Here is a 16902-nt window from a genome sequence, read left to right on the forward strand (position 1 = left end):
CCCCCGTTTGTCCCTGTTTGCGACTGATACCCGGACGGGTGCGACCAGAGCGATTTATGGTGAGTTCGCACTCGTTCATCCGCAAGCGCCCCTCGGGGCGCGGACAGGGAGATCATGCGAGCCTCCACGGTGGACCTTGTCGCGGACACCGGCAGAGCGGCCGCCGGCCGCCGGACGATGGCCTGGCTCGCCGGTGGGCTCACCGCGGCCGCGACGGTGGCCGGCGGGTGGCTGGCGCCCCCCGACGAGCTGCAGGGCCAGGCGCAGCGACTGATGTACCTGCACGTCCCCGCCGCCTGGGTGGCCTACGCCGCGTTCGCCGTCGTGCTGGCCGCCAGCGGGGCGTACCTGATCGGGGGGGACCTGCGCTGGGACCGGTTCGCCCGGGCGGGCGCGGAGATCGGGGCGGCCCTGACAGCCGTCGCGATCGCCACCGGGTCGCTCTGGGGCCACCTGGTCTGGGGTACCTGGTGGGCCTGGGACCCCCGGCTGGTCAGCACCGTCCTGCTCCTGCTCGCGTACGCCGGCTACCTGGCCCTGCGCCGCGCGGTGGGTGAGCGGACCGGGGCCCGCGACGGAGGCGACCACCGGGTGGCGCGATCGGCCGCGGTCGTCGGGGTGGCCAGCTTCCTGCTCGTCCCGGTGGTGCACTTCTCCGTCGTCTGGTGGCGGTCGCTGCACCAGCCGGCGACCGTGCTCGCCCCGCAGCGCCCGCCGATCGACCCCAGGATGGGCGTCGCCCTGCTGCTCGCCGTGGCCGCCGCGACGCTCGCCGCGCTCTGCGTCCTGCTGTACCGGGTGGTCCGGCTGGAACGCCGGCTGACCCGCGACGCGTCCCCCGCCCGCGACCGCGTCCCGGTCCGGGTCGGATGATCCGTCGCCGCGCGGGCCGGACCGCCGTCGTCGCCGTGCTCCTCGCCGCCGGCGCGCTGCTGGTCACCAGCGCGCTGCGGGACACCCTGACCTACTACCGCACCCCGGGCGAGGTGCTCGGCGACCCGGACGCGACCTGGGAACGGGTACGCCTCGGCGGCGACGTGGTGCCCGGGTCGCTGCGTCAGACCGGCGACCTCGTGGTGTTCCGCCTCGCCGAGGACGGTCACGAGATCACCGTCGAGCAGCGCGGCGTCCCACCGGAGACGTTCCGGGAGGGCGAGGGAGCGGTCGTCGAGGGCATCCTGTCGCCGGACAGGGTGTTCCGCTCCGACCACGTCGTGGTCCGGCACGGTAATGAGTACCGGCCGTCCACCGCCCCGGCAGGGCCGGTAGATGCTCGGTGACCTCGGCACCGCGAGCCTCGCGGTCGGGCTGCTCTGCGCTACCCTGACCGCCCTGCTCTGGCTGCGGACGGCCCTGTTCGCCGTACCCACCCGACCGGCCCGCCTCGCCACCGCCGCGACACTGGCGACCGCCGTCGTCGCCTGCGGCCTGCTGGAGGCGGCCCTGCTCCGGCACGACTTCAGCGTCCGCTTCGTGGCGGAGAACGGCGGACGTCAGGTGCCGTTGTACTACACGCTGACGAGTCTCTGGTCCGCCCTGGACGGGTCGCTGCTGCTCTGGCTGCTGATCCTTGCCGGGTACGCGGCACTGCTGGCCCACCGCCGGCACCCGGCCCGGCTGCACGCGTACGCGATGGTGGTCGTCAGCACGGTGACCATGTTCTTCTTCGCGCTGTCCGCCTTCGCCGCGAACCCGTTCCGGGCGGTCGGTCCGGTACCCACCGACGGCCCGGGACCGAACCCGCTGCTGCAGCAGCACCCGGCGATGGGGGTGCACCCTCCCCTGCTCTACGCCGGCTACATCGGCCTGGTCGTGCCGTTCGCCTTCGCGATCGCCGCACCGCTGGCCGGCCGGGACGGGCGGGGCTGGCTGCGGGCCGCCCGACCGTGGGCCCTGGCGGCCTGGGCTGCGCTGACCGCGGGTATCGGGCTCGGGGCCTGGTGGTCGTACGCGGTGCTGGGCTGGGGCGGCTACTGGGCGTGGGACCCGGTGGAGAACGCCTCCCTGCTGCCCTGGCTGACCGCCACCGCCTTCCTGCACACCACCCTTGGTCGCGCCGCCGGCCGGGCCGGCTGGAACCTGACCCTGGCCTGCGCCAGCTTCGTGCTGGTGCTGCTCGGCACGTTTCTCACCCGGTCCGGCGCGGTGGCCAGCGTGCACGCCTTCACCGACTCACCACTGGGGCCGATGCTGCTCGGCTTCGTGCTGCTGACGGTCGTCGTGTCGACCGTCGTGACCGGATCCCGCGGCCCCGAGCCAGCCCGCCGCAGCAGCACACCGCTGCTGTCCCGGACCACGGCCGTGCTGGTCAACGGCGTGCTCCTGGTGACGATCGCGGCGGTGGTGCTGATCGGCACGATCTTCCCGCTGCTCTCCGGCCCGCTGGGTGGGGTACGCACCTCGGTCGGACCCGCCTACTACCAGCGCACCGCGGTACCGCTGGCGATCGCGGTGCTGCTGGTGATGGGGGCGACGCCCGCCCTACGGGTCCGCGACCGGACGCAGGCGCTGCGGCGACTCGCCGTACCCGGCGGCGTGGCGCTCGCCACCGTCGCCGTGGTGGGACTGCTCAGCCGGCCCGGCCCGACGACGCTCACCGCGTTCGGCGCGGCGGCGTTCGTGCTCACCGGCCTGACCGCGGAGCTGCTCGGCCGGCTACCGCCGGCCGGCCCGAACCGGAGACCGGGCAGGGTCGCCGGGCTGATCGGGCACGCCGGAATCGCCCTCGTCGCGGTGGGCGTCGCCGGATCCTCGGCATACGGCCAGGACGCCGAACGGACCCTCCGCACCGGAGAGGCCCTGCGGGTGGCCGACGCGACCGTACGCCTGACCGGGGTGGACCGGGCCGCCGGCAGCGGCGGCATGGCGGTGCAGGCACGACTCCGGCTCACCGAATCGGACGGCCCGGAGCGAACCGTCACGCCCGCCCTGCGCTACCACCCCGCCCGGGACACCGCAGTCACCGTGCCGGCGATCGACACCGGGCTGCTGCGGGACACCTACGTGACGCTGATCGCGGTCGCCCCGGACAGCGGCAGTGCCACCATACGGCTCGCGGTGAACCCGCTCGTCGGGCTGCTCTGGGCCGGCGGCGCGCTGACGGCCACCGGGGGACTCGTGGCCGCGATCGGCACCGCCCGCTCCCGCCGCCGGCCGCACCGGGACGTCGCCCTGCCAGCTCCTGACCCGGTCGCCGCCGGGACCTCGAGATGATCAGCCGCGGAGCCCGTCCACGACCGCGCGCGCTGCGCACCGGCCCCGCGCTGGTGCTGGCGGTGACCGTCGCCGTCGGCGCGCTGGTCGCCCTCGGCCTCCGGTCACCCGCCACGCCGGCACCCGTCGGCACCGCCGGTGTGACGCCCACGCCGGCCCCGGCGCTCTCCGGCGCCACCCTGGACGGTGGCCGGTTCGACCTGGCCGACGCCCGCGGCCACGTGCTGCTGGTCAACGTCTTCGCCTCCTGGTGCGGCCCGTGCCGGGATGAGCTGCCGCTGCTGGTCGAAACGGAACGACGGTGGTCGCCGCAGGGACTACGGCTGGTCGGGCTGAACGTCCGGGACGGCACCGAGGCGGTCCGGGCGCTGCTCGACGAGACCGGAACGCGCGGGCTGACCGTGCTGACCGACCCGGACGGCAGCCGGTCGGTCGACTGGGGCGTACGGGGGGTGCCCGAGACCTTTGTGGTGGACCGCGACGGCCGCATCGTCGACCGGCAGCAGGGCGTGGTCACCCGGGAGTGGCTGGAGCAGCGGGTGGCGCCGCTACTGACCGGATGAGGTGGCGCGCCGCCCTGGCGGCACTCGTCCTCACGGCCCTGACAGCCGCGGCCGGCGCGGGACTGGTCCGGTCGGCCGGCGACACCGACCGGGATGACCCGGTCCGCGCGGCGGCCGCCGGTCTGCGCTGCCCGGCCTGCCAGGGCGAGTCGGTGGCGGACTCCCGGTCGCCGATCGCGGCGGCGATGCGGCAGGTGGTGGCGGACCAACTGGCGCAGGGGCGGGACCGCGACGAGATCCGGCAGTGGTTCGTCCAACGCTACGGCGCGGAGGTGCTGACCGATCCACCAGCCCGCGGCGCGCAACTGCTGCTCTGGGCCGTACCCGCGTTGACCCTGCTGGCCGGCGGCTACGCCGCCCTGCGCACGCTGCGTCCCCGCGCGACGTCGACCGCTCCCACCATGGCGGCGCGGCGCGCGCCGACCGCCCGGGCCGCCCGCCGGGCGTGGCGGGCCGGGTCGGTCGGCCTGGTCGCCCTCGTGGTGTCGGTGGCAGTCGCCGCCGGCCGTCTCGACCGGCCTTCGCCGCAGTCGCCACCGGCCGACCCGGTCGCGGTCGCCGTGCAACTGGGCCGCGACCTGGAGACCCAGGACCGGTACCAGGCCGCGGCCCAGATGTACCGGGAGGCGCTACGGGACCGGCCGGACGACAGGATCCGACTGCGGCTCGCCTTCGCGCTGCTTCGAGCCGGCGACACCACGGGCGCGGAGCAGACCGCGCGCGAGGTGCTGGCCCGCTCTCCGGACTCCCCGGACGGGCTGCTCGTGCTGGGGCTGGCGCAGCGCGGCAGCCGTTCCGCCGAGGCGGCACGCACCCTGCGACGCTTCCTGGCCGTCGATCCGGAGCACCCGGCCGCCGGGGAGATCAGCCGTCTGCTGGTCACCGCCCCGTGACCCTGACGGAGCGCGCGCCCAGATCCGCGATCAGCGCAGCCGTGTGCCGGGTATGTCGCAGCTAGTAGTGCTGTGTTAGGTTCTGTGGCATTTGTTGCGGTGTAACGGTTTCACGGGTTGGTGGCAGGTGAGACAGGCGCCGGTCCAGGTCGCGAGGAGTCGTTGCAGCTCGCGGATGACCTTGTAGAGGGTCAGACCGGCGCAGCCGCTTTTGGGTCCAGACGCAGTTCGGTGATGAACAGGTGCGCGGCGGTGACCAGGGTGACGTGGCGGTGCCAGCCGGTCCAGGATCGGCCTTCGAAGTGGTCCAGACCGAGGCCGGTCTTCAGCTCGCGGTAGTCGTGTTCGATCCGCCAGCGGATCTTGCCGAAGCGGACCAGGTCGGTGTGATCGGTGGTGGCGGGCAGGCTGGACAGCCAGTACTTGACCGGCTCGGGTTGATCGTCGGGCCACTGGGCGATCAGCCACCGCTCGGGCAGGATGCCGTCGGCGTTACGGGCGACGCGGTGGCCAGCCGGACGCACTCGCAGGAAGACGAATTGGGAGCTCATCGTGCCCTTCGAGCCTTCCCGCCAGGTGACCGTTTCGGCGGCGGCGCGTCCGGCGGCGCTAACGTGTTCGACCAGGCTGACCGCGGTCTTGGGGTAGCGCGGGTCGGTACGGGTGGGTGGGCGGCCCCGCCCGGACCAGACCCGCGGCATCGGTTGCACGCCCGGCTCGTGCGCGAGGGCGTCGCCTTTGACCTGCATGATGTAGCCGATCCCGCGTTCATCCAAGACGCTGCGGAACTGGCTGTTGTCCCCGTAGCCGGCGTCGGCGGCCAGCAACGGCGGACGCAGCCCGTGCCCGGCCAGTTCGTCGAGCATCTTCACCACCAGCGCCCACTTCGGGCGATGACGCTCCTCATCAGGGATGCCGCAGCGGGCCCGGGCCGCGGCCACCCCGAGACGGGCGGCCTCGTCAACAGCGTCGTCGTCCCAGATTGTCGGCAGATACAGCCGCCAGTCCAGAGGGCACGACGCGGTGTCGGTGACGGCGTGAACGCTCACCCCGATCTGGCAGTTCGCGACCTTACCGAGGGTGCCGGAGTACTGCCTGGCCACACCCGGCGAGCTCTTGCCGTCTTTCGGAAAGCCAGTGTCATCAACCACCCACGCGACCGGCTTGACCACCTCAACCGCACGAGCGGCCAGCCGCATCCGCACCGCCGTGGTATCCCACGTCGAGGTCGTCACGAACTGCTGCAACCCCTGATGATCCACCCCGAGCCGATCCGCCATCGGCTGCATCGACTTCCGCCGCCCATCCAGCAGCAGACCCCGCAGATACGTCTCACCCTTCGCCCGCTGATCCGACCGGGGCAACGGGGTGAACACATCCGCCGCGAACGCCTCAAGCCGTTGCCGCACAACGGAAAGCTCGTCAGGAGTCACCCCGACATCGAACTACCCGGACCACTCCGAGCACCCCAACGACACGCCGACCTAACAAAGCACTACTAGGCGGTGTCTTCAAAGGATCTTGGTGTCGGATGATGTAGCGCGTGGGTCGTCGCTACGAGTTGTCTGACGTCGAGTGGGAAGCGCTGTCGCGGTACCTGCCGTCGGCGGTAACCGTTGGTCGGCCCCGTGCCGATGACCGGCGGGTGCTCAACGGAATCGTGTGGAAGATCCGGGCGGGCGCGGCGTGGCGGGACGTACCCGCCCGGTACGGGTCCTGGCAGTCGATCTACACCCGTTTCCGCAGGTGGGCTCTGGACGGCACGTTCGCGCGGATGCTCGCCGGTGCGCAGGCCGACGCGGACGCGGCCGGGGACATCGACTGGCTGGTGTCGGTCCACTCGACCATTGTGCGAGCTCACCAGCACTCCGCTGGCGCTAAAGGGGGCGCCGAGAAACGGACGAACCACAAGATCACGCCCTCGGTCGAAGTCGAGGTGGACTCACCACCAAGATTTCACCTCGCCTGCGACGGCCTGGGCCGCACTCTCGCCTTCGTGCTCTCTGGTGGCAACGTCAACGACTGCACCCGCTTCGCCCACGTCATGGCTGCCATCCGTGTCGAGCGGGTAGGAACTGGCCGCCCTCGGGTCCGCCCGGACCACGTCATCGCCGACAAGGGCTACAGCTCGAAGTCCATCCGGTCCGACCTGCGTCGACGAGGCATTGGGCACACCATTCCTGAGCGCGCTGACCAGCAGGCCAACCGCCGCCGACGAGGCAGTCGGGGCGGCCGGCCGCCGGTGTTCGACAAGCATCTCTACAAGCGCCGCAACGTCGTGGAGCGCTGCTTCAACCGGCTCAAGCAGTGCCGCAGCGTCGCTACCCGCTACGACAAGACCGCAACCTCGTACCAGGCCACGGTCACCATCGCCGCGCTACTGCAATGGTTGTGAGCCTTTGAAGACACGGCCTAGCTACGGGCGACCGTAGGCGCACTCCTGCACTCGGGCACGGGCAAGGCATAATCGCAGGGTGATCGCGAGCGTGTACTTCGACGTGGGCGAGACGATCGTCGACGAGTCCCGGGAATACGGAACCTGGGCGGACTGGCTGGGCGTGCCCCGGCACACGTTCTCGGCGGTCTTCGGGGCTGTGATCGCTCGCGGTCTGGACTACCGGGAAACGTTCCAAGTCTTCCGGCCCGGCTTCGACCTAACCGAGGAACGGAAGCGCCGCGCAGCGGTCGGCCAGCCCGAGCACTTCTCCGAGGAGAACCTCTACCCGGATGCTCGGCCGTGCCTGGCCGCGCTGCGTGAGTTGGGCGTGCAGGTTGGCCTGGCCGGTAACCAGACGGCAAGGGCCGAGACGATCCTGCGCGCCTTGGACCTGCCGGTGGAAGTGATCGGCACGTCGGACGGCTGGGGCGTGGAAAAGCCGTCGGCGGCGTTCTTTGAGCGGGTTGTCGCGGAGGCTGGCTGCCCAGCCGATCAGGTGCTGTACGTCGGTGACCGGCTGGACAACGACATCCGGCCCGCGCAGGACGCCGGGATCGCGACCGCGCTGGTACGGCGCGGCCCGTGGGGGCACATCCTCGACGACAAGGCCGTCAGCGAGCGCTGCTTGTTCCGGCTCGACTCGCTGGCTGAGCTGCCCGAGCTGGTGCGCAAGCACAACGAGTCGGCGGCCTAGCTGCCGGGTAGGGCGGCTCGGCTGGCGGCGAGGGCGGCGACGCGTTCGTCGAACTGCCTGCCCTGCCGGCTGTCGCCGAGTATGGGCCGAACTTCCCTGACTCGATCGAGGCCGGTGCCGTACCAGTCGTTGTGTAGGGCGTCCACCGCCTGGTTGAGGTAGTCGGCGGCGTGGTCGCCGTCGTCGCTGTGTGCGGAGGCGAGGTCGGCGAGGATGACGCTGCGCTGCTTAGCTGCGTTAGAGGTCAGGCCGGCGAGGGCCTCGGTGAGCTGCCTGGCGGCCTCGGTGTGGTCGTCGGCTGCGAGTGCCGCGTAGCCGGCGAAGGAGCGCAGCCGGCCGGCGTCGTAGAAGTCGAGCCATTCCGGTGGGGTGGGGTTGGCCTCGATCGCGGTTGCGGCGAGGTCGATCTGGTGGCGGCTGGCGGCGCCGGCGCCGGCGCGGGCCTCGACTTCCGAGGCGACGCAGTGCAGCCAAGAGCGGACGGCCGGGCTGACGCCGTGCCAGGTGTGCTGGAGCGCCGCGTCGACCAGTGGGCGGGCGGCGGAGGAGTCGTTGCTGAAGGCGGGGATAAAGGCCATATGGCCGAGGACGGCGGCGGCCAGGGCGTGGTCTCCGGCTTCCCGGGTCGCGGCGAGGGCGACGTCGTAGCAGCGCTGGGCGATGGCGGGTTGGTGGAGGTCGAAGAACGCCAGCCGGGCGGTGAGGAGCGCGGACTCGGCGAGGGCGGCCGCGAGGGTAGTGCGGCTGGTGCCGCTCGCCGCGCGGACGAGTCCGGTGCCGAGCTGGGTGTGGGCGTATGCGGCCTCGTAGAGCGGCCGGGCCGGGCTGGTCCAGTACAGCGCCCGCTGGCAGCGGACGATGTCGGTGTAAGCGTCCGGGTCGTTGGTCTTCGTGTCGGCGTGCGCTGCTTGCGGGTCCAGTGACAGCAGCGGCGCGACCAGTGGCAGCATGCTGGCGCCGAACAGTGCGCGCAGGACCGCTGCCCGGTCCCAGCCGGCTTCGCTCTCATCACCGGTAAGCATGTCCCACAACCTCCTGAACTCGTGCAATGTCTCCGCCTGCGGGCACATGGCCAGCTCGTCAGCGGTGAGGAGGCCGAGCTGGCTGGCTGGCTTGTCGAATATGGCCACCAGGTGCTTGCGGTAGCGGGGATCGGGCCACCGTTCACCGGTCTCCCATCGCCGCACCGTGTTGGCGTTGAGGCCGGTGTCCGTCTCTCCGGCGTGGCTCATCCCCGCGCGGATGCGCTCGGCGACCTCCTCGTACGACCAGCCCCGCTGAAGTCTCTCCCACGCTAGCCGCCGGTTGGGGGGATAGCGCCGTCCGGCCATCTGAACACCTCCGCGCATTGCTTGTCGACCGCAGTCGACGCTAGCTACCTCCGCTACGGCTCGTCACCGCCTGGTTGCGAGCGGACGGCTGGTGGACGGTACCGCCCGACTCCTGTGGACGGTTCGCTGTTGTTGAGCATCGAAGACCGCTGCGGAGCGGCGGGCCGGCTCACTGGCCCATTGTCATCGACGCCAGGAGATTCATGGTGGACAGGTTGATCGAATCTGGCAAGGCGGTCAGGGAGTTTGCTCGGCTGACTGTGGCGGTGGCCGGATGCGCGTTCGTGAGGGTGACTCCTCGTCCGCGTACCGCCATCGGGGCTGCGCGGGCGGGTGACCGGCGGCGTGCTCCCAGCCGCCGCCTCGCGATGGCGGACCCGCCGGGATTCCGGCGGGTCCGCCAGGACTGGCCGAGGAGCTGGGTTCGTCGACCGGTGGCGCCATGACCCTGTATATCTCGCAGCACGCCTTCGCCGGAACCACGGACACCCCACACCACTTGGTTCCCGTCTCGGTGCGGGTGGTTACCGACCGGGCGGCGGTATCGCCGGGAGACCCTCCCCTCCTAACGCATGTGTGGCAGCGGGTGTTCGCGCAGCGGACCGACATCAGCAGGCAGCGATGATGGCCCGTGTGCGGGTGACCGCCGCTGCCCGATTCATCGGCCCATATCTGGTCGACGCGCTACTCTCCCGCGGCGTAAAGGTCGTTGGCCTCGACCGTCGCGGGCTTGGTGATCACGCCATCGCCGATGAGAACCTGGCGGCAGTCGAGAATCGGCTGTGCACCCCGGTGTGCCGGAACCTGTCCACCGACCAACTCGGCGACGCCCTGGACGGCCGCGACACCGTGTTTCACTTGGCCGCCCGGCCAGGAGTCCGGCCGCCGTCGGCCGCGGAGTTCGTCGACTACGCCCAAGCCAACGTACTCGGCACCAACCGGCTGCTTGATGCCTGCGTTCGATCGGGCTTTCACCGGCTGCGCACGCCTCGTCGTCCAGCGTCTGCGGCCCGGCGAATCGGCCCAACCGCGAGGCCGACCCGACCTCTCCGGTCTCGCCGTACACCCTCTGCGCTGCAACTCTCACCGCACCAGCAGCCCTGTGCCGATCAACACCGCCCAATCGGTCGGCGACTGCTGTCGAGACCGCTGAAGGTGAGTGCCATCACCTCCCTCGGTGCGGCATGGAGCTCACTGTGCCGCTGCCGATCCCGCAGCCAGGCCGGGTGGGCACCTCGCTCCGGGCGGGAGCGGCGCCCGAATGGAGGCCGCTGGTGACATCCAAGCTGCCGATCCCAAGTGCCGGGCCCAAGCCGATCCGGCCGAGCTACAGGACGGAGACAGCACCCCCACACACCCCGTTGAGGCCGATCTGGGTGTGCCGCTCGTGCGGCCAGCCATGGCCCTGCGCCGAAGCGCGTCTCCTACTGAAGGTTGAGTACGAGTCCGCTCTCCCCGCCCTGTCGATTTACCTCAGCGGCTTGATGTACGAGGCGATGCGCGACCTGCTCCATCTGAACCCGCACGACGGGCCGAGCCCGCGCGAGATGTTCGAGCGCTTCGTCGCCTGGGGGCCATTCCGAAAGTCGATCGTGGAGGGCCGGTGACCATGCGCTGTCACCTGCTGAGGATGAGAGGGCCTCCGTAACCGACCCGCCCGAGCCCTCCGCGCCTCATGATCCGATCCACGACATGACATGCACCGACGCAACTCAGCCTCGAAGGTACCGCGATGACGCACCTTCCTCGCTGACCCGCACAGAATGAAGGAGGAGTCTTGAGTATTACCGCAGACAGGCCGGCCACGACAATCGCCGCAGACCCTCGCACCCTCGTCTCGGCCGAGGTGTTCGACAAGATCGCCCACTACTTCGCCGCCAGGCAGGAGGTGACCCAGGGCTACGCCGAGCGTGCGGTCGGGCAGTTCCTCGTCTTTCTGAAGGCGTACGCCGACCGCGTGGACAAGCCCGACTTCGGGATGCTCCTGCCGACCGGCGAGTCTTACCGCGTCGTGCCGACCAGGCCGGTCGACGCTGTCTGGCACGCCGCCCTCCAGATCAGCGAGCCCTACACGGCCGCCTGCAGGGAGATCGCGGGCCACTACGTGCACCACCGGCCGATCCTGACCGAAGCCATGCAGGACGGCACCGCCATCACCTACACACTCGCGGCATTGCACGACACCGGCTACCGCGTCGACATGGAATTCTGGGGTGGCCAGGCCGAGTCCTGCTGTCCGCCGAACCCGCCTCAGCCCGGCAAGTAGCAGAAAGAGAACCGATGCGTAGCGACTGGACCGCTCTGCCGGAGAGTGTCACGACAGGGATCGCCGAACGGGTCGGCGGAGCCTTCGGCGTAGCCCCGGCTACGAGTGGGAACCATGCGGAGATCGCCTCGACGGTCACCGGGCCAGCCGGTCAGGTCTTCGTCAAGGCGGCCTCTGGAGAGCTGAGCGTTCGGTCACTGCGCTACGAACTGGCGGTAACCCAGGCCATCGACCGGTACCCGCCCGCAGTCCTGTGGCACTTCGACTCCGATGGCTGGCTGGTGGTGGGGACCGAGCATCTCGCCGGTCCCCACCCCGACCTGTCACCCGGCAGTGCGGATCTCGATCTGCTCGCCGTCGCACTCAAGGGACTCCAGGAGACTCCCGCGCCCGGCGAGTCATGGTTCACCCCGCCAGCCCGCCTCGGGTTCGCACACCCGGCGATGGACGGCGAGATACTCATCCACTCCGACCTCAATCCGGCCAACTTGATCGTGACTCCGCACGGCCTACGGATCGTCGATTGGGCATGGGCAACGAAGGCAGCTCCGTGGGTCGAACTCGCATTGCTCGTCCAGTGGCTCATCGGCAGCGGCCACAGCGCCGAACAGGCAGAAGAGTGGCTGACGCAGCTTCCCGCATGGACCGCGACCGACCGCGAGGTGTTGGACGACTTCGCGTCAAAGAACGCATCCAAGTGGTCGGCCAAGTCCCGGCAGAGCACCGAAAGCTGGGTACACGACCTGGCGACGTGGACCGGTGAGTGGGCAGCCCACCGGACCGCCAGCCATCAGTCAGGCACATGAGCGATAGCGGGACGGCTCCCTCGTGACATGGGGCCCGGTACCGGTAGCTCCAAGTCCTCCATCAGCCGGCCAGCCCGGTCGGACCGGTAACCCGAGGCCGCCGCCGGGCGCCCCCACGGCGATCGGACCCCAGAGCCGAACGCCCTGCTCCCAATCTGCTCCCAATTTAAGGGGCAACAGCGCGGAAGCCCGTTACCGGCTGAACCGGTGACGGGCTTCCTACCTGCATGTATCTATGGTGGGCGATACTGGGATCGAACCAGTGACCTCTTCGGTGTGAAGAAAGTGCTCTCCACAGCATTGCTAGTTCACCCGGACGCGCGGCAGCAAGCCTCGCCATCAAGCAGCGCTCGCCCATGTCGAGGCTGCCAAGAGACATGACAACCGCAATGATGTAATACCCGCCCTGCTCAATCAGCGGCCGGTGCCCGACGGCACCGGCCGCTTCTTCATGCCCGCCGGAGCAACCGGCACACGACCAACTTTCGGAGGACCTCTCCCATGACAACCCACCCATCCGCCAGGGCGCGAGTCGCCGACGCATCGAGCTACAGCGCCACCACCCCGCCCGCCCACGAAGCCGATGCTGGCATCGCCCTCCAGTCCGCCCTCTTTCGCATCGGGGTCGCGAAGGCCAAGGAGCGAACGATGCACGCCCACCGGCGCGTGTCTCGGCCGGGCCAACCGCCGGACGGAGGCGCATGACGCTGCCGCCCGATGACCAACATCAGCAAGGCAAGGAGCCCGATCCGGCAACGGCCGGGGCACCGGACAAGCCACTTGACCAGCGCAGCGAAGACAACGGTTCATGGACGGTCGACAACGTCGACGGCCGCGCAACGAACGGATTCACCAGCGTGGCGGCTCCGGGCCAGCCACCCGAGCTGCACCCCGGCGCCGCTGCCGCCCTACTGAAGCTGCTCAGACGCGTGAACGACCGCTGCACGGACAACTCGAACCAGGAGAACTGATGACCACCCCTCAACCGAAACCCTTCGCCTTCTACGGTCGCGTGTCGACCGAGGACAACCAGGACCCCGAATCGTCCCGGAGCTGGCAACTCACACGGGCGACTAGCCTCATCCAGCCCCGCGGCGGCCGCATCGTCACCGAATACTTCGACGTCGGCCAGAGCCGCTCCCTGCCGTGGCAACGCCGTGCCCAGGCCAACCAACTCCTCGCCGCGCAACCCGCAACGCGGCTTCTCCGCCGTCGTCGTCGGCGAACCCCACCGTGCCTTCTACGGCAACCAATTCGGGCTCACCGTGCCGCTGTTCGCCCACTACGGCGTCGAACTCTGGGTGCCCGAGATCGGCGGCCCCATCGACCCCGAGAACGAGGCTCACGAACTGGTCATGTCCGTCTTCGGCGGCATGAGGAAGGGTGAACGCAACAGGATCAAGCTTCGCGTCCGCACCGCCATGGCCGCCCAAACCCTCCTAAAAGGTCGCTACCTAGGCGGCCGCCCGCCCTACGGCTACACCCTGCGCGACCTCGGGCCCCACCCCAACCCCGCGAAGGCTGCCGACGGCAAGCGCCTGCACGGGCTCACTCCGGACGACCAGACCGCTCCGGTCGTGCGCCGAATCTTCGACGAGTTTCTCGCCGGCGATGGACTCTTCACCATCGCCGAAGGCCTTACCGCCAACCACGTGCCCTGCCCCTCGGCGCACGACCGCGCCCGCAACCCGCACCGCAGCGGCATCGCCTGGTCCAAGAGCGCCGTCCGCGTCATCCTCACCAACCCCCGCTACACGGGGCGACAGGTGTGGAACAAGCAACGTACGGACGAAGTACTCCTCGACGTCGATGACGTCGCCATGGGCCACACCGGCGTCATGCGATGGAACCCCCGCGACAAGTGGGTGGTCTCCAAGGACATCACCCACCCACCGCTCATCGACGACGCGACCTTCGAAGAAGCGCAGGCTCTCCTCAGCCGCCGTCGGCAAAAAACCGACGGCGAAAGAACCAGGAAGCGCACCCGCAACCCGTACGTCTTCCGCGGCCTGATCTACTGCGCCGCCTGCAAGCGCAGAATGCAGGGCCAGTACAACCACGGCGACGCGTACTACCGCTGCCGCTTCCCCAGGAATACGCCCTCGTCAACCAGGTCGCGCACCCCCGCAACGTCTACCTGCGGGAGGACGCCCTCACCGACCCGCTCAACACCTGGCTGGCCTCCGCCTTCGCCCCAGAGCGCATCGAACGAACGATCAGCGCCATGGCTAACGCCCAGGCCACTGATGATCTACCCGCCCTCGGCACCGCAGCCCGGGCAACCATCGCCGACTGCGACGCCAAACTTGAGCGCTACCGAACAGCCCTCGACGCCGGAGCCGACCCGACGGTGGTTATCGGCTGGTCGCCCAAACCCAGGCGGAGCGGACGCGTGCCGAAGCCGATCTCCACGCCACACCGAACAAGAGCTCACAGCGGATGAGCCGAACAGAGATCACCAAACTGGTACAAGCGCTCGGCGACATCGTCACCGTGCTCCGCGACGCCGACCCCGCTGACAAGGCCGAGGTCTACCGTCAACTCGGCCTCCGACTCACGTACCAGCCAAAAACGCAAACGGTGCGCGCTGAAGCTGATCTCAGCGCGCACCGTGGGGTTATGGGTCGTCTCCGAGGATCGACACGAACCGATACCCATCACGGGTTGCGTCTTTTCGGCGCCATTCCGCTCGGCTGACAGCAGCCTACCTAGATTGGATTGGCCCCGGACTCTCAACCGGGCCAACCTGGTACAGGCATCTCCTCAGGCCGAGGCAGGCTGCTGGTGTCCGGTGACCCCTCCGGGCTGAAGCCTGTCGGCGATGAGGCGGAGTTGTTCCAGCGGGAGTTCACCTCCGTGGCGACGACCCCACCGTCCTCACCCATGTCGTTACCCAGGCTGCTCGCCACCTGCAGACCCTGCAACTGCCCTGCTGCAACTGCCACACGCGAGTTCGCCAGTCTCGTGGCTGGCCACCGGCAACCGCCAACGGTTGAGGGAGCGCCGTATCGTCAATCCGCGTCGTCGAAGATTCCGCTGTCGAGGTCGTACCGATACCGGCCGCTGCGAAACTGGTCACGGTAGCGGGACAGGTAAGCTTCGAACGAGCTGGCCATCGGACCGACCGGACCACCGTGGACCTCCCACGCGATCACCTGGCCGCGCACGCCCCGCCGGGCCGGGGCCAGGTCGACGCAGTACAGGTTGCCGCCGCTGTCCTCGGCGAACGGCAGCCACGCCGGACTCCACCACACCGGCTCGACCAACTCCTCCTCGGTGTCCAGTTCGCCCGGCGCCCAACCGTCGAATGTGCCCTGCCGGCGCAGCTCGGCGAGGTCGCGCCATCGCCCGAGTGCTGCGTCGACGCTCAGGCCGGCGTACTCGAAGAACATGCCGCCGCCGTTGCCCCCGTACAGCTGGAAATGCGCACGCAGATCGACCGGCAGGTGGTGGCCGACCGCGACGGCCAGGGCCTGGACCGCGGCGGGACTGGCGCCTGTTCCGGCCCGCAGCTGCTCAGCGCAGGGCGGCGCGTGTACGGCGAACCAGTCGCCGATCTCGTCCCACAGTGCCCGTACCTGGGCGGTCGCGCGGTCCACGGGATCGTCCGCACCGTGTGCCCGCAGCAGCTCGACCACTGCGGTGCGACCCCAGTGCTCGGCGACGCTCATCGCGGTGACCTCGCCGTCCTTGACCGCTGCCGGGTCAGCGCCGGCGTCGAGCAGCAGCCGGCACCGTGGCCGGCGGACCGTCCTGCGCGGCGAGCATGGGCGGGGTCCAGCCGTCGCCGCGCGCCGCGTTCGGATCGGCGCCGGCGGCCAGCAGGGCCGCGATGATCGGTTCGGCCGGCGTCTCCAGTGCCCGGGTGAGCACTGTGTGCCCGTCCTCGTCGGGATCACCGTGGCTGTTGACGTCAACGCCGCAGGCGACGAGCAGATCCACCAGCTCGGCCGCTGGGGCGCCGGCCATGACGGCGCACATCAGCGGAGTCACGCCGTACTGGTCGGCGAGATCCACCGGGGCACCGGCGTCCAGGAACGGGCGCACCAGCGCCACGTCGCCAGTGTCGGCGGCGTGGCGCAGCAGCGGCACACCCTCGCCGTCGCGGCCGCGCGGATCGGCACCGGCTGCCAGCAACCGGACTATCCCATCGGCATCGCGGCTTGTCACCGCATCGAGCAGTGCCTCAGAACGATCATCGGTCGGCACCGCGCCAGCGTACTGCACGCTCACCAGCCGGGTGGCCGGCTCCATACCGCGACGCCGCGAGTGGAGTCGCACGGCCTGAGGCGGGCGGCAGTCCGTCTGCGCCGCCGCAGAGACGATGCCCTGCCATCCGGTGCTTTCGGGGTGCGGCGGCGTGGCACGAGCGAGGAGCCATGGGTATCCGCACTCGTCAACGCCCGGCGCTGGTCGCAGTCCTTACCGGCCGGTCGATCACCGCCGTACGAACGTGACCGTGTCGGCTCGGGCGCAGCCGCTGCCGCTGCCGGTCAGCTCGGCGTAGCCCGCGGTGCGCCTTCTTCCCGATCGGCCTGGCCGTCACCGCGGCCTCGGGACCAGGCCCAGCGGCCGGTCGATCCTCGTCGAGGACGTCGTCAGCGGCACCCCGGTGCATCCCTTCGGCGGCTGGCCCACCGATGCAGCCCTCGCCGCAGCCGTTCGACCGAACGGCGCCGACCCGCCAAGCCTTGACGCA

At 70.2% G+C, this 16902-nt stretch carries 18 protein-coding genes; 13 read left to right on the forward strand and 5 right to left on the reverse strand.

What is annotated here, in order from left to right:
* Positions 1-114: 114 nt before the first annotated feature.
* Genes ccsA through M2302_RS21505 form a run of 5 tightly spaced genes read left to right on the forward strand, consistent with a single transcriptional unit; the run spans position 115 to position 4669 of the window.
* A complete protein-coding gene (ccsA, locus tag M2302_RS21485) occupies positions 115-873 on the forward strand; it encodes a cytochrome c biogenesis protein CcsA (protein ID WP_280839651.1) in 759 nt (252 codons plus the stop codon).
* The gene (locus M2302_RS21490) at positions 870-1280 is read left to right on the forward strand and encodes a cytochrome c maturation protein CcmE (protein WP_280839652.1); all 411 of its coding nucleotides are present in this window, start codon (positions 870-872) and stop codon (positions 1278-1280) included. The genes ccsA and M2302_RS21490 overlap by 4 nt, the downstream gene beginning before the upstream one ends.
* Positions 1270-3213 carry a cytochrome c-type biogenesis CcmF C-terminal domain-containing protein gene (locus tag M2302_RS21495; RefSeq protein WP_280839653.1) on the forward strand — a complete coding sequence of 648 codons (1944 nt, stop codon included), beginning with the start codon at positions 1270-1272 and terminating at the stop codon, positions 3211-3213. Before M2302_RS21490 ends, M2302_RS21495 begins: the two co-directional genes overlap by 11 nt.
* Positions 3210-3776: a redoxin family protein gene (locus M2302_RS21500; RefSeq protein WP_280839654.1), complete on the forward strand. Its 567-nt coding sequence runs from the start codon at positions 3210-3212 to the stop codon at positions 3774-3776. The genes M2302_RS21495 and M2302_RS21500 overlap by 4 nt, the downstream gene beginning before the upstream one ends.
* Positions 3773-4669, forward strand: coding sequence for a cytochrome c-type biogenesis protein (locus M2302_RS21505; protein ID WP_280839655.1), 897 nt, complete (start codon positions 3773-3775; stop codon positions 4667-4669). The genes M2302_RS21500 and M2302_RS21505 overlap by 4 nt, the downstream gene beginning before the upstream one ends.
* Before the next feature lie 191 nt (positions 4670-4860).
* Here M2302_RS21505 and M2302_RS21510 read toward each other — a convergent pair whose 3' ends face one another.
* Positions 4861-6102, reverse strand: coding sequence for an IS701 family transposase (locus tag M2302_RS21510; RefSeq protein WP_280839656.1), 1242 nt, complete (start codon positions 6100-6102; stop codon positions 4861-4863).
* Positions 6103-6212: 110 nt separating this feature from the next.
* Here M2302_RS21510 and M2302_RS21515 point away from each other — a divergent pair, with 110 nt between their 5' ends.
* Both M2302_RS21515 and M2302_RS21520 read left to right on the forward strand, forming a co-directional pair.
* A complete protein-coding gene (locus M2302_RS21515; protein WP_280839657.1) occupies positions 6213-7064 on the forward strand; it encodes an IS5 family transposase in 852 nt (283 codons plus the stop codon).
* Positions 7065-7143: 79 nt separating this feature from the next.
* The gene (locus tag M2302_RS21520) at positions 7144-7800 is read left to right on the forward strand and encodes an HAD family hydrolase (protein ID WP_280839658.1); all 657 of its coding nucleotides are present in this window, start codon (positions 7144-7146) and stop codon (positions 7798-7800) included.
* On the opposite strand, the gene M2302_RS21525 is transcribed toward M2302_RS21520, so the two are convergent.
* Positions 7797-9131 (reverse strand): helix-turn-helix transcriptional regulator, encoded by a 1335-nt coding sequence (locus tag M2302_RS21525; protein ID WP_280839659.1) that lies wholly within the window; start codon positions 9129-9131, stop codon positions 7797-7799. The two genes, M2302_RS21520 and M2302_RS21525, sit on opposite strands and share 4 nt — an antisense overlap.
* Before the next feature lie 442 nt (positions 9132-9573).
* On the opposite strand from M2302_RS21525, the gene amcA reads away from it, so the two are divergent.
* Positions 9574-9756 carry a multiple cyclophane-containing RiPP AmcA gene (amcA, locus tag M2302_RS33170; protein WP_348529438.1) on the forward strand — a complete coding sequence of 61 codons (183 nt, stop codon included), beginning with the start codon at positions 9574-9576 and terminating at the stop codon, positions 9754-9756.
* A gap of 59 nt (positions 9757-9815) precedes the next feature.
* Here the strand turns inward: amcA and M2302_RS21530 are convergent, their stop codons facing one another.
* Entirely contained in the window at positions 9816-10106 is a 291-nt protein-coding gene (locus M2302_RS21530; protein ID WP_280839660.1) for a hypothetical protein, read from the reverse strand.
* Between the two features lie 299 nt (positions 10107-10405).
* On the opposite strand from M2302_RS21530, the gene M2302_RS21535 reads away from it, so the two are divergent.
* From M2302_RS21535 to M2302_RS21555, 5 genes are all read left to right on the forward strand, one after another.
* Positions 10406-10738 (forward strand): hypothetical protein, encoded by a 333-nt coding sequence (locus tag M2302_RS21535; protein ID WP_088963196.1) that lies wholly within the window; start codon positions 10406-10408, stop codon positions 10736-10738.
* A gap of 170 nt (positions 10739-10908) precedes the next feature.
* A complete protein-coding gene (locus M2302_RS21540) occupies positions 10909-11397 on the forward strand; it encodes a hypothetical protein (protein ID WP_280839661.1) in 489 nt (162 codons plus the stop codon).
* A 14-nt stretch (positions 11398-11411) separates the two neighbouring features.
* Positions 11412-12203: a phosphotransferase gene (locus M2302_RS21545; protein WP_280839662.1), complete on the forward strand. Its 792-nt coding sequence runs from the start codon at positions 11412-11414 to the stop codon at positions 12201-12203.
* 701 nt (positions 12204-12904) lie between these two features.
* Positions 12905-13174, forward strand: a complete 270-nt coding sequence (locus tag M2302_RS21550; protein ID WP_280839663.1) for a hypothetical protein — start codon at positions 12905-12907, stop codon at positions 13172-13174.
* Between the two features lie 186 nt (positions 13175-13360).
* Positions 13361-14722, forward strand: coding sequence for a recombinase family protein (locus M2302_RS21555; RefSeq protein ID WP_280839664.1), 1362 nt, complete (start codon positions 13361-13363; stop codon positions 14720-14722).
* A 492-nt stretch (positions 14723-15214) separates the two neighbouring features.
* On the opposite strand, the gene M2302_RS21560 is transcribed toward M2302_RS21555, so the two are convergent.
* Together M2302_RS21560 and M2302_RS21565 are read right to left on the reverse strand one after the other, a co-directional pair.
* Positions 15215-15874 (reverse strand): SMI1/KNR4 family protein, encoded by a 660-nt coding sequence (locus tag M2302_RS21560; protein ID WP_280839665.1) that lies wholly within the window; start codon positions 15872-15874, stop codon positions 15215-15217.
* Positions 15875-15908: 34 nt separating this feature from the next.
* The gene (locus M2302_RS21565) at positions 15909-16412 is read right to left on the reverse strand and encodes an ankyrin repeat domain-containing protein (protein ID WP_280839666.1); all 504 of its coding nucleotides are present in this window, start codon (positions 16410-16412) and stop codon (positions 15909-15911) included.
* Between the last annotated feature and the right edge of the window lie 490 nt (positions 16413-16902).

Source organism: Micromonospora sp. A200, assembly GCF_029893845.1.
Lineage (GTDB): Bacteria > Actinomycetota > Actinomycetes > Mycobacteriales > Micromonosporaceae > Micromonospora > Micromonospora purpureochromogenes.

Coding starts and splice junctions, on each gene's coding strand:
- ccsA (WP_280839651.1), top strand. CDS start 115: ATGCGAGCCTCCACGGTGGACCTTGTCGCGGACACCGGCAGAGCGGCC.
- M2302_RS21490 (WP_280839652.1), top strand. CDS start 870: ATGATCCGTCGCCGCGCGGGCCGGACCGCCGTCGTCGCCGTGCTCCTC.
- M2302_RS21495 (WP_280839653.1), top strand. CDS start 1,270: ATGCTCGGTGACCTCGGCACCGCGAGCCTCGCGGTCGGGCTGCTCTGC.
- M2302_RS21500 (WP_280839654.1), top strand. CDS start 3,210: ATGATCAGCCGCGGAGCCCGTCCACGACCGCGCGCGCTGCGCACCGGC.
- M2302_RS21505 (WP_280839655.1), top strand. CDS start 3,773: ATGAGGTGGCGCGCCGCCCTGGCGGCACTCGTCCTCACGGCCCTGACA.
- M2302_RS21525 (WP_280839659.1), bottom strand. CDS start 9,131: ATGGCCGGACGGCGCTATCCCCCCAACCGGCGGCTAGCGTGGGAGAGA.
- amcA (WP_348529438.1), top strand. CDS start 9,574: ATGACCCTGTATATCTCGCAGCACGCCTTCGCCGGAACCACGGACACC.
- M2302_RS21545 (WP_280839662.1), top strand. CDS start 11,412: ATGCGTAGCGACTGGACCGCTCTGCCGGAGAGTGTCACGACAGGGATC.
- M2302_RS21550 (WP_280839663.1), top strand. CDS start 12,905: ATGACGCTGCCGCCCGATGACCAACATCAGCAAGGCAAGGAGCCCGAT.
- M2302_RS21560 (WP_280839665.1), bottom strand. CDS start 15,874: ATGAGCGTCGCCGAGCACTGGGGTCGCACCGCAGTGGTCGAGCTGCTG.